This window comes from Bacillus sp. BC08, assembly GCF_054326875.1.
Window position 1 is genome coordinate 170919 of sequence record NZ_JBTGPA010000027.1, and the last position, 16585, is coordinate 187503.

19 protein-coding genes are annotated in these 16585 nt (G+C 34.5%); 1 reads left to right on the forward strand and 18 read right to left on the reverse strand.

The annotated features are described in order from the left end of the window. Positions 1 to 203: 203 nt before the first annotated feature. The 15 genes from fsa to ACXVYO_RS07205 form a co-directional block, all read right to left on the reverse strand. The gene (fsa, locus tag ACXVYO_RS07135) at positions 204 to 872 is read right to left on the reverse strand and encodes a fructose-6-phosphate aldolase (RefSeq protein WP_458466461.1); all 669 of its coding nucleotides are present in this window, start codon (positions 870 to 872) and stop codon (positions 204 to 206) included. 38 nt (positions 873 to 910) lie between these two features. Further along, on the reverse strand, positions 911 to 1804 hold the full coding sequence (gene gnd, locus ACXVYO_RS07140; RefSeq protein WP_097864027.1) for a phosphogluconate dehydrogenase (NAD(+)-dependent, decarboxylating): 894 nt from the start codon (positions 1802 to 1804) through the stop codon (positions 911 to 913). A 96-nt stretch (positions 1805 to 1900) separates the two neighbouring features. Then, on the reverse strand, positions 1901 to 3385 hold the full coding sequence (gene zwf / locus ACXVYO_RS07145; protein ID WP_458466462.1) for a glucose-6-phosphate dehydrogenase: 1485 nt from the start codon (positions 3383 to 3385) through the stop codon (positions 1901 to 1903). Between the two features lie 385 nt (positions 3386 to 3770). Next, entirely contained in the window at positions 3771 to 4280 is a 510-nt protein-coding gene (locus ACXVYO_RS07150; protein ID WP_458466463.1) for a heme-degrading domain-containing protein, read from the reverse strand. A 218-nt stretch (positions 4281 to 4498) separates the two neighbouring features. Continuing rightward, entirely contained in the window at positions 4499 to 4921 is a 423-nt protein-coding gene (locus ACXVYO_RS07155) for an STAS/SEC14 domain-containing protein (protein ID WP_458466707.1), read from the reverse strand. Between the two features lie 112 nt (positions 4922 to 5033). Continuing rightward, a complete protein-coding gene (locus ACXVYO_RS07160; protein WP_132133112.1) occupies positions 5034 to 6353 on the reverse strand; it encodes an aromatic amino acid transport family protein in 1320 nt (439 codons plus the stop codon). 979 nt (positions 6354 to 7332) lie between these two features. Further along, positions 7333 to 8016 (reverse strand): DUF3888 domain-containing protein, encoded by a 684-nt coding sequence (locus ACXVYO_RS07165; RefSeq protein WP_458466464.1) that lies wholly within the window; start codon positions 8014 to 8016, stop codon positions 7333 to 7335. A 94-nt stretch (positions 8017 to 8110) separates the two neighbouring features. Beyond that, positions 8111 to 8446: an IDEAL domain-containing protein gene (locus ACXVYO_RS07170; protein ID WP_242241971.1), complete on the reverse strand. Its 336-nt coding sequence runs from the start codon at positions 8444 to 8446 to the stop codon at positions 8111 to 8113. A 113-nt stretch (positions 8447 to 8559) separates the two neighbouring features. Continuing rightward, positions 8560 to 8973, reverse strand: a complete 414-nt coding sequence (gene saiR / locus ACXVYO_RS07175) for an Rrf2-family transcriptional regulator SaiR (RefSeq protein ID WP_458466465.1) — start codon at positions 8971 to 8973, stop codon at positions 8560 to 8562. A gap of 194 nt (positions 8974 to 9167) precedes the next feature. Then, positions 9168 to 9302, reverse strand: a complete 135-nt coding sequence (locus ACXVYO_RS07180; protein WP_000573513.1) for a BA3454 family stress response protein — start codon at positions 9300 to 9302, stop codon at positions 9168 to 9170. Between the two features lie 30 nt (positions 9303 to 9332). Next, entirely contained in the window at positions 9333 to 9728 is a 396-nt protein-coding gene (spxA, locus tag ACXVYO_RS07185; protein WP_458466466.1) for a transcriptional regulator SpxA, read from the reverse strand. 356 nt (positions 9729 to 10084) lie between these two features. Continuing rightward, a complete protein-coding gene (locus tag ACXVYO_RS07190; protein WP_458466467.1) occupies positions 10085 to 10651 on the reverse strand; it encodes an SGNH/GDSL hydrolase family protein in 567 nt (188 codons plus the stop codon). A gap of 17 nt (positions 10652 to 10668) precedes the next feature. Continuing rightward, positions 10669 to 11493, reverse strand: coding sequence for a hypothetical protein (locus ACXVYO_RS07195; RefSeq protein WP_458466468.1), 825 nt, complete (start codon positions 11491 to 11493; stop codon positions 10669 to 10671). Between the two features lie 179 nt (positions 11494 to 11672). After that, positions 11673 to 12230 carry a DUF7010 family protein gene (locus ACXVYO_RS07200; protein WP_458466469.1) on the reverse strand — a complete coding sequence of 186 codons (558 nt, stop codon included), beginning with the start codon at positions 12228 to 12230 and terminating at the stop codon, positions 11673 to 11675. Positions 12231 to 12257: 27 nt separating this feature from the next. Continuing rightward, positions 12258 to 13097, reverse strand: coding sequence for a phosphotransferase family protein (locus ACXVYO_RS07205; RefSeq protein ID WP_458466470.1), 840 nt, complete (start codon positions 13095 to 13097; stop codon positions 12258 to 12260). Positions 13098 to 13272: 175 nt separating this feature from the next. Here ACXVYO_RS07205 and ACXVYO_RS07210 point away from each other — a divergent pair, with 175 nt between their 5' ends. Then, positions 13273 to 13482, forward strand: a complete 210-nt coding sequence (locus tag ACXVYO_RS07210) for a hypothetical protein (protein WP_000801653.1) — start codon at positions 13273 to 13275, stop codon at positions 13480 to 13482. A gap of 119 nt (positions 13483 to 13601) precedes the next feature. Here ACXVYO_RS07210 and ACXVYO_RS07215 read toward each other — a convergent pair whose 3' ends face one another. The 3 genes from ACXVYO_RS07215 to ACXVYO_RS07225 form a co-directional block, all read right to left on the reverse strand. Further along, positions 13602 to 14306, reverse strand: coding sequence for an SDR family NAD(P)-dependent oxidoreductase (locus ACXVYO_RS07215; protein ID WP_458466471.1), 705 nt, complete (start codon positions 14304 to 14306; stop codon positions 13602 to 13604). Then, positions 14303 to 14866, reverse strand: coding sequence for a GNAT family N-acetyltransferase (locus ACXVYO_RS07220; protein ID WP_458466472.1), 564 nt, complete (start codon positions 14864 to 14866; stop codon positions 14303 to 14305). Before ACXVYO_RS07220 ends, ACXVYO_RS07215 begins: the two co-directional genes overlap by 4 nt. A gap of 141 nt (positions 14867 to 15007) precedes the next feature. Then, the gene (locus ACXVYO_RS07225) at positions 15008 to 16510 is read right to left on the reverse strand and encodes a class I adenylate-forming enzyme family protein (protein ID WP_458466473.1); all 1503 of its coding nucleotides are present in this window, start codon (positions 16508 to 16510) and stop codon (positions 15008 to 15010) included. Positions 16511 to 16585: the final 75 nt, after the last annotated feature.

A 16585-nucleotide genomic window follows, 5' to 3' on the forward strand; every position in this document is an offset into this window, starting at 1 on the left:
TTATGAGAGCTACGTTTTCATATACTTCACTCTCATAAGGGGATCCTTTTTATAACCATTGTGCTGTATTGAAACTGCATGGTATCTTTTCATATCGCTGCTTTCACGTAATAAGGTACCAAAATCGGAATTTATTTTACAGGATGAAGTTACATAGAGATTGGTCCTCTCATGAAAAAGCAATTTGTGAAAACTTTACTTTCTTATAACTTAGGCGCCTTCGCCCAATCCGCAGCAAACTTTTCAATACCTTGATCTGTTAATGGATGCATAGCAAGTTGTTCAATGACTTTATAAGGAATTGTTGCAATATGTGCACCTGCCATTGCTACACGAGTGACATGGTCTGGGTGTCTAACAGAAGCCGCAATAATTTGTGTATCTAATAGATGAATATCGAATAATTCAGCGATTTTAGCAACTAATAGTACGCCATCTTCAGAAATATCATCCAAACGGCCTAAAAATGGAGAAACGTACGTTGCACCTGCTCGAGCAGCTAAAAGAGCTTGGTTCACAGTGAAAATTAGTGTAACGTTCGTTTTCACACCTTTTTCAGTAAGGTAACGACAAGCTTCTAATCCTGCTAGTGTCATCGGAAGTTTTATTGTAACTTTTTCATCGCCACCGTTAATTTTAATCAGTTCTTCTGCTTGAGTGATCATCTCTTCAGCTGTAACAGCATCTGGCGTTACCTCTGCTGAAACAGATTCAACGTTAGGTACTGCCTGACAAATTTCTGCAATACGGTCTTCAAACTTAATGCCCTCTTTTGCTACTAAAGAAGGATTCGTTGTAACGCCAGCTAAAACACCTAGTTTATATGCCTTTTTTATGTCCTCGAGATTTGCAGTATCAATAAAAAACTTCATGATTTATTCCCTCCATTTTTTAACGTTAACGAGTTATATTATTTCTTTTCTACCGCATGTCCACCAAATTCATTGCGCAGTGCTGCGACAACTTTTCCTGTAAACGTATCATTGTCTAATGAGCGGTAGCGCATTAATAGAGACATTGCGATAACAGGAGTTGCTGTTTGAAGATCTAAAGCTGTTTCTACTGTCCATTTCCCTTCACCAGAAGAATGCATAACACCCTTAATCTCATCCAGTTTTGCATCTTTAGAAAATGCATTTTCAGTCAATTCCATTAACCAAGAGCGAATAACTGAACCGTTGTTCCATACTCTTGATACTTTTTCATAATCGTAGTCAAATTCACTTTTCTCTAGGATTTCAAATCCCTCACCAATAGCAGCCATCATACCGTATTCAATTCCGTTATGAACCATTTTTAAGAAGTGACCACTACCAGCTTTTCCAGCATATAAGAATCCATTTTCTACAGCTGTATCACGGAAAATAGGTTCAACGATATCCCAAGCTTCTTGATCTCCTCCGATCATGTAACATGCACCATTACGAGCGCCTTCCATTCCGCCAGAAGTTCCTGCATCCATAAAGTGAATACCATCTTTCTTTAATTGCTCATATCGGCGGATAGATTCTTTATAATGCGAATTACCAGCTTCAATTAAAATATCTCCTTTTGATAAAAGCGGTGTAATCTCATTAATAACAGAATCAACAACAGCATGCGGAACCATTACCCAAAGAATTCTTGGTGATTCCAATGATTGAACAAGTTCGCTTAAACTAGATGTACCTGTAGCACCGTACTCTTTCATTTCTTCCACCGCACTCGTATTTAAATCAAATGCTGCTACTTCATGTTTATGATCAATTAAATTCTTCCCTAAATTTAATCCCATTTTACCTAAACCAATTAATCCTACTCTCATAATATAATTCCTCCTTGAATTACCTTTCATCATAAATACATGTTAATAAAATGATGAATATCTTTTTGTCATATTGCTTTACTTATAAGGATGTACTTATTTTTTCAATCCCTCATCTAACCACCATTTAAATTCACTTTCTTGCAATAGGGCATTCGCAGCATCTGGACCATACGAACCCGACCTATATTCATGAAGTGGTAACAAGTTTTCCTCGAATGCTTCAAGGATTGGTTGTACCCATTCCCATGACAATTCAACTTCTCTCCAGTGTGCAAAGAATGTAGAATCTCCACATACAGCATCATAGATAAGTCTTTCATAAGCTTCAGGTATTCCCACTCCTGTTTGCTCACAAGTGAAATGAATACGGATCGGTTCAAGCTCGCCATTGTTCAATGGATTTTTACTATTTAATTGGAGTGAAACATTTTCATTTGGGCTAATTTCAATGATTAACAAATTAGGCTCTGCATTAGGATTACTATCTTGATATTGCTGTTTTAATGTATTTTTAAATTCAATTACAATACGAGTAGATTTTTCTTTCATTCTTTTTCCTGTTCGTATATAAAAAGGAACGCCCGTCCAAAATGGGTTATCAATCCATAGGCGTGCCGCAACAAATGTGTCTGTTTGAGAAGAAGGATTTACTCCTGGCTCCTCTCTATACGCTGCAACTTGTTGTCCTTTTATCTCACCTGAAGCATATTGCCCGCGAATGATATGGTTCTGAACGTCTTCTTTTTTCACTTTACGAAGAGTCTCCATTACCTTTCGTTTTTCCTCACGAACTTCACATGCGTTTATCTTTTCCGGCAGATTCATTGCAGTCATCATTAATATTTGCAACATATGATTTTGAACCATATCGCGAATAGCTCCTGCATGATCATAATATCCTGCCCTTTCTTCTACCCCAACCGTTTCACTCGCTGTTATTTGTACATTCGCAATATGTTCTTTATTCCAAATCGATTGGAGAACAGGGTTTGCAAATTCAAGTGCTTCAATATTTTGAACCATTGGCTTACCTAAATAATGATCAATACGATATATTTCGTCTTCTTCAAACGTTCGGCTAAGCTTATCATTCAGCTCTCGAGCAGATGGAAGATCATGACCAAACGGTTTCTCAATCATTAGGCGCTTCCAGCCATCCGTTTCATCGAGTCCACTTTCCTTAATATTTAAAGCAATGGTCTCAAAAAAGTCAGGAGTAACTGAAAGGTAGAACATTCTATTCCCTTGTATATTTTGTTCTTCTTCCCTTTCACGAACTACTTGTAATAGCCTTTTATAGTCTTCCGGCTTATTCACATCTAACGGACAATAACGAAAATACTCTAAAAAATCTTCTACTTCCGGAGTACCTTCTTCCCTGCGACGAGAAAAAGTTTCTATGGATTCTTTTACTCTTTTTTGAAAATCTAAATGAGATACTTCACGTCTTCCAAGCCCAATAACGGATATTTGCTTTGGAAGCTTTTGATCTCTATATAAATTATATAGCGCAGGGTAAATTTTTCTTTTAGCTAAATCCCCCGTTGCTCCAAATAAAACAAAGGTCATTGATTCCAATTTCAGTCCCCCTCGTGATGTATAGTCATTGTCACTATAATAAAAATGCATTGTACAGAAGCTACTATTATTGTTGATCCACTCTTAATTCTTAACTTCTAATTTTTTATATTTGTCGCTTTCTAATTGTCCCCAATATTAATAGTGGCAATTCAAAGCATTTTTAATAGATCCTACTTACTTACTTTAACTTATATAAAATAACTTAATTACTTTTAGTAATTTAATTATGTTATGTCTTACATATTAACTACATAGATTATTATCGTCAAGAAAAGTGTCTCGAATTAAAGATTTTAATTCCGTAACATCTTATTAGAAATATGTTGAACTGAATAATAAAAAGGCAAGGCCGAACATATTCTTGTTCGGCCTTGCCTTTTTATTATTGCTTTAAATGATTTTTAACTGCCCTTATAACTAATTCATGATCCTCTTCTGGTGGTAATCCTGAAACTGTTATCATTCCAATAACCCCTACATCTTTTATTTGGACCGGAAAACATCCACCAAACGCAGCATAATCCGACCTATCTAAAAGATACTTTTCATTATATGGAACACCCGTTATTTCACTTTGTATTTGCATATAATACGAGCTATGATTATGCAAAGAAACAACTCGTTTTTTACGCTCAATCCACTGCGTATTTTCCGCAGTTGTCCCTGTCATCTTGAAATGAAATAGTTGCACACCATTTTTCGCTATATCAACAGCGATCAATTTCCCTTCCTTTTTCGCTGTTTCCACGATAAATAAACCTATTTGCAGTGCATCTTCATTTGTAAAAGAGGAAAATTGAAGTGTTTCCTCCTCTATTAATATTTGCTTACTAATTTCGTTCAAATTTGAAGCGCTCATATGTTTATCCCCCTTACTCACTTTATGCCGCATTGATTTTTTAGAATTTATGTAACTCTATCGTACGACCTTTCAATATAACTAATAATTTAAAGCGTACTCTTTTCTTTTTGGTGCTATTATGAATTATATTTAACGCATTAAAAATGTATGTCCTCTAGTGCTAAACATTTCGTATAGAAATTTTCTTCCTGCTACTACATACAAGCATAAAAAAACCAGTTACTTAAGCAACTGGTTCGCTAGCAATTTCATATGGGATATTCATTCAACCAAAGGAATGCTTGTTCATAATCATCGAAAAATTTTACAGATTCTTTTGTATTGGATTGTTGTAAATAATTCAGTATCTCCCCTTCTTTAAGAAGAAAAGCAATTGCCTTACTGTGTTTCAAAATCATTTCATTGAAAAACTTATCTTTCCATGCTTTTTGAACAGAAAAATGATCTGGCGTATATCCTTTTCTATCCACCAACACTTTGTATTTCCGTCCCTCGGAAATGAATTGCTGACAAACTTGCTCGAAGCAATTAAACCATTCATACACATCATCTATTTTAATCTTGCCGATAAGACGGGTAACAATTATATCTCCCGAGACCGTTGTACTAATATTCAGTTTACTCAACCTAGAATCATCTCCCTTAGCTACAATTATGCAGAAATTCCTCATAAAATCAATCAGATAAAATTGTAACGTATTAAAAAGGGACAGACTCTCCAAACGGAGAAGCCTGTCCCAAAATCGTTCTATTTTATTTTGCATTAGAACTAACAATCGTGAATTAGAATAATGATTTAATACTTGCTAAAACAGTAAGTACACCTACAATAATAACAAATACGTTACTCATTTTCCCTTTGTATTTAGCTAGTACTGGTACTTTATTGATTGCATACATCGGTAATAGACATAAGATAGCAGCAACTAATGGACCACTTAGAGAATCAATAAGTCCAAGAATACTTGGGTTTGTATAAGCAACAAACCAGCATGATAATACAACAAAAGTAAGGACGATTGTCTTAATTGTTTTTTCTTCAATTACTTTTCCACGTGATTTACCGAACTTAATAATCATGTCACGCATTACTTCAAATGCTCCGATATAATGGCCAAGGAAAGACTTTGTAATAGCCACAAAAGCAATGATTGGAGCTGCAATCGTGATTACAGGTGAATTAAGCTCATTAGCAAGGTATGAAAGGATTGATAAGTTTTGCTCTTTCGCCATTTTTAAATCCTCTGGAGTCAAGCTTAATGTACTACTCCAAACGAAGAACATAACTACAGCGAATGTCATGATATAACAAACTTTTTGAATTTGCGCACATTTAGCATCAGTAGCTTCTATACCATACGTAGCTCTCTGCTTCACAACAAATGATGAAATCATAGGTGAATGATTAAATGAGAATACGATGATTGGTAGAACCAACAATATCGTTCCAAAATATCCTGTTCCTGTTGAAGCAGTAGAAACAGCTGAGAAGCTCAGCATTGACGTATTCCACTGTGGAATTAAAGATATTGCGATAAACAGTAGAGAAGCTATGAATGGATACACTAGCATACTCATGATCTTTACAGTAATATCTTGACCAAAATTCAGTATAGCGATAAGACCAAGAACTAATACAAGTGATAAAATAGCTCTTGGAGGTTCTGGCAAGTGCAATTGATGTACGATAAAACTACTTGCAGTATTTGTAAGCGCAACCGAATACATTAGTACGATTGTATAAATTGAACCGAAATATACGATGTTAAAAATGATACTTGCTTTATTTCCGAAATACTCTCTAATTGTACCTGTGATCCCCTCATCAGCAGAATTAGAAGCGTATATCATTTTAGCAAGTGCCCTATGTGAGTAATACATAACTGGATATGCAAGCAATGTAATTAGTAGTAATGATAATAATCCACCTGAACCTGCATTAATCGGTAAAAAGAGCACCCCTGCTCCAATTGCAGTTCCAAATAGGCTCAATGCCCATGTAGTATCCTGCTTATGCCACTTTTTCGGATCTGCATATTGCTCATTTTTTAGTGCGGTATTTTCAGCTTGAACTTCTATTTTCTTTGCAGTATTCCCGTTCATATAATAGCTCCCCCTTGTATTCTATTCTCGCGTCTCTTTTTATCGCCAACGAACATTTCCTTTTTTCGGAAAATGAATTCCTTACAAGTTGCCCTACATTGTATGTCCTTCATCAAAATGAATCCAAATTGAAACACTCGCTAGTTAGCGTCCTAATATAATTGTTAGCGTTCACAAAATTGTTTACTCGTAATATCCGCCCATTATATAAGACCGCTTAAGAGAACAATATAGAATAGACTTCATATAATACGTTGCAACATTTTTAATAACAGTGTATTACTTTAATGGTTTCTCTTTTTTACTTTTAACAGTAATTTTAGCTAAACCAGCCTCTCATCATTTGTGAGGCATTTCTTTCTCAATTCTATACATCACTTTAATAGCTTCGGCAGCATTTATGGTATTGATTACACAAGCCACTGAAGCACTTTACATACATTTCGCCTCTAACCACACACCTTTCTTACTAGTAATCGCATTTTTTATATTTTCTCCAGAGATAATGAAATTTCTCTCGACGCCCTCATTATAACGTGTATATTTATAAAATTAATATTTTTATATTTTCAGAAATATTAATTGGATATAATTTTACATGGATAATATTTTACAGTTATTACGAAACCCTTGTTCCTATCACTTAAAACGGAATTGTTCAGCAAAAAACACAGTAAAATATTATTTATCTAAGTTACTCATTTTAAAAACACTTCTATATTTCTTTACCGAAAAATTTTATTTCGATTTAAAAAAGATATTCTAGTAAATAATTAATGTAGTTAAAAAGAAATATCTCCTCAAATGCATAAACTGATTTTCAGGATATACATTACATATATTGCATTCATATACATTTTCAACTTAATGGTAACGAGAAAACCGCTAACATTTCGCTAAACGAAAAAGTAAATAAGCTGCCCATACGGACAGCTTATTTACATCATTATTAGGAGTGGACAAACAGATCACTTCAATGTCATTTTAATTTTAGTTTTTTCAACTCTTCTTCAGGGATATTTCTATGTTTGTAATGAATGGGTTTTATTTCATTTCCTTTTATCCGAAAAGTAATTGTGTCCTCCCCATAAGGCGGATTGTGTGCCCCTTCAAAAGTTTGAATTTGCACAGTTACATAGAAAATATAATTTGCTTCGTCTTTTGTTATTTCAACAATTTTTTCAGAACCTCGGAACCAAAGCTTCGGTTCCTTATAATATTTTTCAACCTCTTTGCTTATTGGTTCTAATAAAAGATTAATTACTACTTCTTTTAAAAGTTTTTTTGGTACAGGTATTCTGTTAATCCTTTTTCTATTTACATTTATAATTTTCCAAAAACCACTTTTCTGTTCAACGGTATAAAGAACATTCGTACCATCCTTTTTCCAAAGATGAAAATAACCTTTATTTCTCTTGATATATAATCGTGGTTCATCAATCCATTCACCTTCTGTTTGAACTATGTCTAAAAACAGTTGAGTAAGTGGCGTTATCTTATAACCTGTTTGATTAAAGTCACCAAATGAATAAAGTTCATAACCGGTTAAATCTATATCAAAATATTCTTTGATTTCATTTTCATTTTTTACAATTGCTTGAGCAGAAATACAGGGTAATAAAAAAATCAAAAGACATATGATGCTAATGATTTTTATTTTCATACCATCAATCACCTCTTTTGTTAAAATGCAACAAAAGAGATGATATTATTGATTATTACACGATTCAACCTATTCAAAACGAATAATATAATTTTTAAAATCCCTCATTAACTAGCTCTCTTATCGAGTTTAATTTCGCAGAGAGCTCAATAAACCATTCTTCATCCCCTGTTAATAATGCAAGGTCTATAAGATAAAGGATTTGCTCCTTATTTATTACCTTTGATTCAGGGAGTTTGTTAACGTGTTTACTAAAGAGTAAAATCGCTTCGTTCATTGTGTACTTGTCGTCGCGTTTCACAATGCTAACTGTAACTACATCTTCCACTTCATCAAGTGATACAATGTAACCAACTATGAATTCACCCTCATTTGATATTCCACGAACCCAATCTCCCACTTTTAAAACATGATTATTATTTGACACCATACCTTTTCACCTTCTTATAATTATTATTGGTGACGATAAAAACTAACTCAAACTGTAATTATTTTCATTACAGTTTTTTTGAGGAACTCACGGCTACATAATAATTAAGCCGCTTAACGTTCTCGATTAATAAGGTCAACAACTTCTTTCATTGTATAATTCTTTAAATATTCACCTAGATGTTCTTCCGCGCCTAAGAAAATAGCAAAAAGAACTTTCCGCATGTTCGAACCTACAATACACTGATCATTTGATTCTGGACACTTCGGCTGCAATGCACCTTCAGAGGTTATTTGATACATATTCCAAAGATTAATTTCACTTAAATCACGGGCAAAAATAAAACCTCCACCAGTTCCCTCTTTTGATTGTATAAACTTATGTTTTTTTAACAAACTTAGCACTTTGCGAATGCGTACTGGATGAACACCTGCACTTTCTGAAATAGCATTACTTGTTGACATCCGATCTGGCTGTAAAGCTAAATAAGTTAAACTGTGAATGGCCAAAGTAAAGTCGCTGTTCATTATTGTCCTCCTACGATAAAAAATATGATTTCTCGCTTAGTAACATACTGTAGCCATAAATATTACAGATAGGTTAGTCAAACGTTAAAATATATAAGAAGCATGCTTAGCATAAAAAAATTAATCCCTTTATATTCTATCAGAACTCCCCTATATCTCCTAACTTCATTTAACTTATTAAGTTGCAAATAAATTTAAACAGTCCACTGTTTCTTAACTTGTTCTTCTGCCAATTGTTTAATTTTTGTCCAAATCGTATCTTTACTCACAATAACATTTGTGTGATAGTTTCTATCTTTATAATTAACTGTAACACATACTTCAATCACTTCTGTTTCCTCCTTTCAAAATATTACTTATTAATTAGCCATTTTTTGCAATTCAATATTCAAAAATGTTCGAACGCTACGCGGTAAAAATTTGCGAATTTCTTCCTCATTAAAACCAACCTGTAATCTTTTTTCATCCAGCATAATTGGACGACGTAACATTTGAGGATACTCAATTATTAATTTATAAAACTCATTAAGCGAAAGCGCCTCAATATTTATATTTAATTCCTGAAAAGTTTTAGATCTAGTTGAAATAATTTCAGTAGCACCATCTTCAGTTAAACGAAGAATGGATTTAAGTTCATCAACTGTAAGCGCATTTGATACGATATTTTTTTCGGTATAATCAATTTGATGTTCTTCAAGCCATGCTTTTGCTTTTCGGCATGAACTACAGCTTGCTGTCGTATATAAAATCACCATATTTTACACACTCCTTTACTTTTTAAAATTATTATATAGATTATTGAAATGTATTAAAAAAAATTACAGTTTAGAATGAAATAAACGTTATATTATTTATTCGAGAATATTTAATTTATCTGTTTTTTACAAACGATGGAAACTCACTTCTAAAAACTATACTGTAATTTTAAACTTTACAGTTCAATTAATCAACTGTTAAGTCTTGGATGCATTCCATTAGGGGAACAAATTATATTCCACTTTATTCATTTCTTCCCTACATGTTTAGCTTAATTAAAGCTACTGCATTGAACACAGCAGCATTGCAGGAGGAAATACGCGAACAAAAAAGCAAAGCGCGCACACTTTGCTTCTTACAAAATCCCTTTTAAATTTTTACCAATTAACTCCGCTACATATTCATAACCTTGTCGGCCAAAATGTAAACCGTCTTTTTCATCATCTTCTACAAATCTTTTATAATTCTGTTCTTGAATCATCTCAGCATATAAGTTTAGAAAATAACTTCCTGTTTCCTTCGCCACTTCCTCTACTACGTCTGCATACTGACCAAGTACTTTGTTGTTTCTATTACGCTGGCGTTCTTCATCAACTGGTGCAGGACTAATAAGTAATACTTTTTCTGGTGAAATCATACTTACAATCTTCTCTAAATTGTCTTTGTATACTTGTAATGGTACTGGATCAAATAATACCGAATCATTCGTACCAAGAAAAACTGTTACAAAGTCTGGTTTATGTAATAATACATCATCTTCAATCCTATGTAACGCATCGAACGTATTATCACCCGGAACCCCCGCATTTACTACTTTCCAATTTGGAAACATCTCTTGCAGACGCGGTGTTAACCTCGGTGTTCCATCAAAAAACGTTTCATCAGCTGTAATACTATCACCGAAGCATACTAACTTATTCATAAAAACTAACTCTCCTTTTACGTACGAAATAACTTTCCTTCTACCGCCTTAATATATCTTTCAGCAGAACGTTCCACTGCTTCATTTGCATTTTCTTTCACTACTCCGTGAAATGCATTATATAAACGATTAAATTGTAAAGGCTTCACTCGATTCGCCATTTCCTCCACTTTTCTCGCCGGTAATGGAATTAAGTTTGGATAGCTGTACATGAAGCTCACCCACTGCTGATCCGCTACGACTTGAATAATATCACCTGTTAATAAAATACCTTTCCCGTCATTTCCTTCTTCCCAATGTAATACAGAACCGCCGCTAAAATGTCCTCCGAGACGATGAATAGTAAGTCCATCCACTAATTGTAAAGACTCCCCAGACCAGTAAATAATACGACTACTCGGGCGTACTACCCACTCTTTATCATCTTCATGTATATAAATTGGTACATCAAACGTTTCTGCCCATTCTACTTGTGTTGAATAATAATGAGGATGAGATAGTGCAATCGCATCTAACCCGCCCCACTCTTTTATCTTCTCAATTGTCGTTTCATCTAAATACGTAATACAATCCCATAATAAACGATAGGAATCCGTCTTTACGACAAATGCCGTTTGACCGATTGCAAATTTTGGTTTTGTCGTAATACTATAAAGTCCATGCTCTTCTTCTATCATTTCATTTTTATATGTATCACTCGTTCGCAAGTTTTCTAAAGTCGTCCAAGACTGCCCTTTCGGATTCACATATTGTCTCTCCTCATCGCAAATAACACAACTTACCGGTTCTTCCACACTCGCTGCATACTGTACGCCACACGTTGTACAAACGAAATTTTTCATAATAATTCCCCCTATCCCTATATTTTTATCCCGCATTAATGGGCAGTAAGACCCCCATCTCAAAATTCAGCAAAAGCAAAGAAGTTAGGTGGGGCATCAACTGCCCCTAAAAGCCCGATTGGTGAGGGCTGATAATCAGTTGGGGATGAAGAATCCCCACTGATTAAAGTTTCACTTTATTAAGCTGATTTTTGCTGATAATGATCTAGTTTTTTATTTTCAATCAATAAACCTATTAAAGTCAGTAAGTAGACCACTGTAACTGACAATGGAACTACAGTAAATCCATTGTCTGCAAAAAGAATCCCGCAAACTGAAGTTACGAATACAGTCCCTACTGACAATACACCATAACTTTTACTTTCATAAATCCATACGTACGGTACAAAATGAACACCTATTAACATCGCTACTACAAAAGGTAACCACTCTGGAAATTGAAAATAGGCAAGTAATACAAACGGAATATTTAATACATTTATCCCGCCAATTAATCCAGCTAAAGTCCCTAGCGGATTTCCTTTCGCAAACATATCAATTTTTAATATGGCAGCTATCATTAAACCTAAAGGAAACACACAACCCATACCAATTAAATACACCCACACAACTTGCTTTTCTGAAAGAAGAATCCCCGTTACACTCGCTACAATCCAAAATAAAATACCAGCTATTATAACAGGAACTCCCTTCTTCGTTTTTTGTGCTAAATCTTTTTTTGCTTCTGCTATGTTCATTTCACTATCTCCCCCAAACTATTTGTACTATAAAGCCGGCTCAATTTCACCCATCCAATAACGCCAAGCTACTAAGTAATCTTCTAAATCTTTCGGGTGGTGTCTTAAACATGTATCTATACGCAAATACAATCCTATGACTATTTCCTTGTATAGACCTCGATCTTTTTTATGAAATACACATTCTTTCATCACATAATTAATCGTTTCTTTCGTTAAATCTTCCGGAGTTGAACAGAACGCATAAATTAAGTCATATAAAGGATCTCCAAGGACTGGTAACGGATCAATTACTCCATGTATCCTATTTTGCCGAAATATAAAATTATGAAATCCAAAATCACCATGTAATAAAAACGGCTGATTTACTCCGGCATCCCTATTTGCTAGTTTAAGAACCGTTCTATACTCTTCCTCACTTATGTAATGTTTTACATTTTCATAAGCTTCCATCACATTTGTCGTTAAAAATTCATTCCAAGATTGAACCGGATTTTCTTTCCACCCCCAGCCACCTGCCTCTGGAACAATTTTATACTTATTGATCACTTCTTTTACAAGTGTACGAAGCGTACTTCGTTTATATCCTTGTTCACACGAAGTATTACCTTCAAGGAAAGAATACACAATATATGTATGTAAAGCTCCCTTATACAAAAGCTTCGAAAATAAAGTATTCCCCTCATAAAAAGAAAGAAAATGAGCTTCTTCACGTATTACTTCCGCTTCATTCAGCTTTACAACATATTTTTCGTCCAACAAATAAACAGTACTTGTCGTTCCTCCGTTCAACGCTTTTACGCTATTTGGATAACGCGAAATAACTTTCTCCTTGACGAGGTGTGCAGCAATTGTTGAAATTCTCATTCCCTCACCCTTCAATTCCGAAGATTCCCTCAATTTAAAAGACAACTTTACTATTATTTGACAAGCAATTAGGAAACCCCTTCCAAAATCTTAATATAACAAAAATTCATTTACTTTTATATTTCAAAAATAAGGAAATACTAACAACAACGTTACATACATATAGGAGGACAATATGAAACCTGAATTTTTAAAAGCGGTACATGATGCCATTGGCAATGTCGAACACATTCATATAGAAGAAAGCGGTGCTGACAGCTTACTTATTCATCATGATGATGCACAGCAATTACAACAAGTCGCTAAAACATTAGAAAACAACAATTTCCGCTCTGCTTTAAGAACAACTGGAGATGCTTCGTATATTGAAGTGTTGAACAGATAATGAAAGTCCGGATGTATTCTGGACTTTCTTTTTTTATCCAATTGTACTTATGTGTAGCAAACTATTTCATATTCTCCATGAAAATCCAAATAGTTATTGAATACTTATAAAATCATACTTTACCATTTCAATTCCCCCACACCCGGCTCAATAAACTTCCCTGAAGCATCCTCATTTGAATCTATTAACCAATCATATATATTTTTAGCTCCTTCAGCCGGAGTCATATTCGCATCAAAAGCACCAATGTCAGTCTTTAATTTTCCAGGGTGAATGGCAGTTACACGAATTCCTTTATCTTCAAACTCTTGTTGCAGACAAAGCGTTAACATATTTTGTGCAGCTTTAGCAATTCGATAGGAATAGGAAAACTGACCTTGCGGAAACTCTTTGTTCGCCATTTTATGTAATGACCCTAAGCGAGAGGACACATTTATTATTCTCGGATGATCCGATTTCTCTAAAGCTACATATGTACCTTTTACAGCTCGAACTACACCTAAGCAATGAATATTAAATAAGTCCGTTAACTCTTCTGAATTCGTATGTAAAACTTCAGTCTCCTTTCCAGTAATTCCGGCGTTATTTATAACTACATCCAAACACTCTGTATATTCCGCAAGTTGTTTCTTAATTTGTTCCGTACTCTCATCAGTCGATAAGTCTGCCAATATAGGAAAACATCTACGACTAAACATTTGCTTCAATTGCGTTACCGCAGCCTCCGTTCTAACTAACGGATACACAATATGCCCATTTTCATGAAATACTTTTACTAACTGTAACCCTAATCCACGATTTCCACCTGTAATAAACACTCTCATATATCCATCTCCTTATTTTTATAATAAATAAGAAAATCCATCCACTTACCATTCTCTAAAGAAAATGCCTTTCTCTTGCATTCAAAAGAAAAACCCGCTCTTTCCGCAAGACGAATGGATGGCACATTATCAACACGTATATGTAATTCAATTCTATGAAAATGAAGACTATCAAAAAATAACGATAATGCGGCTTTCACACTTTCCATGCCATATCCATTTTTCCAGTATTGATTATGTATGGAATACCCCATCATTGCCCACTGATAGTCCATACGTAAAATTTTTATAAGCTCTAGCTTTCCAATATTAGCTCCGTCTTCTTTACGAAAAATACCTAATACATACATCTCATCTCGATGTGCTGCTTCATCAAATCCTCTTATCCATTCCGTGAACCATTCTTTTGTTGAGGATGCCATAACTTGATAGCCATCGTCATATTTATACTGCGATGGTAACCTCTTCTGAAAGCCATCGAACCAACTTTCATAATCATCATTTTGGAACGGACGGATCATAAGTCTCTCTGTCTCTATTTGCAATAGCGGCAGCTTCATTTATATCTCTTCCTTTGATTAATAATTGAATATTCTTTATTATCTTACAAGAAATACAAAATCTAGTAAATTATTATGTTCTAAACAAAAAATCCAGTCATGCTCACTGCATAACTGGATTCCTTATCATCTAATCGTTTTTTATTTTACAACTACACCTTCTCTTAATTCCCTCTTCAACACTTTCCCTAAAGCATTTTTCGGTAATGTTTCCATAAATACAACTTCGGGTATTTTATAACTTGCTAGTTTCTCTTTACAATGCTGTATAATTGCTTCTTCCGTTAAAGACGTTTGCGTGTCCTTTACAATGTACGCTGTCGGAATCTCTCCCCAAAAGTCATCTGAAACGCCAACTACTGCAACTTCTAAAACACCATGTATTTCATGAATAATATCTTCTACTTGATCTGGATATACGTTGTCACCACCGCGTATGATAACGTCTTTATATCTTCCCATAATATGCAGGAATCCGTCATCATCTATCATGCCAGCATCGCCCATGTTAAACCAATTATCTTTTACTACCTTGTTTGTCGCCTTTTCATTATTCCAATACCCTTTAAACATGTATGGACTTCTTACATGAATCTCGCCAACTTCATTTGTAGTTAGTTCATCACCTGTTTCTGGATGGACGATTTTCAGCTCTACATGTTTAAGAGTTTTTCCTACAGAAGACATCTTTTCTTTTCCCATCATTGGATGCCATGAAGTGACAACCCAACCTTCTGTACTCCCATATCCTTGTACCATATATATTCCTTTTTCCATATATTTTTGAATAAGTGTTTCTGGCACTTTTGTACCACCACTTTGCGCTACTTTAAAAGTTGAAATGTTACGTTCTTTTTTATTTAGCTCATCAAGCATGTAGCTATAAACAGCTGGGAACGCAAGCATCGTCGTAATTTTCTCTCCTTCAATCTTATCCCAAATAAGAGTAGGATTCGAATCAGCTAAGAAGATCATCGTAACACCGTGATAAATACAATTTAAAATAGAAAGCACGCCACTCATATGGAACAATGGATGCACGGATAAAAAGCGCTCACCTGCAGGAATTTCTCTTTGGCCCGCAATTTCAGTAAAATAATGATGTAAGTTTTTATGCCCGATTACACATGCTTTTGCCTGTCCAGTCGTTCCTGAAGTAAATAAGTAAATCGCATCATCATCTTCATGAACTTCTACGTTCGGCTCTGTACTTGGCTGTTCTTGTAATGTTAATTCAAATGAACCAAAGCCTTCTTCTGTCGTTTTAATTACATAAGGAATTTCTTTAACAGCATCAATCTTTAATAAAACTTCTTTAAATTCTTCATCAATAACTAACACTTTTAATTTTGCCTCTTTTACAATCGCTTCTAATTCAAAAACAGTAAGCTGATGATTTAACGGAATACATACCACTCCAATTTTCAAACTTGCCATCATAACGCTTGGAAACGGATGATTATTTTTGCATAGTATTCCAATGCGATCTCCTCTTTGTACACCGTTCTGTAACAAATAGTGTGCAAGCTGATTTACTCGTTCATTATACTGCTGAAACGAATACCTTTTCTCTCCGCCTACAAGCGCTTCCAAATTTGGTGATTGCATTGCTCTTTTTTGTAATAATTTTTGCATCGTTCTCAAGTAAAACTCCCCTTTATATATGTTAGGTTTTTTATTTTACCAGATTAACTATTAATTTACTAAAGATTACACTTA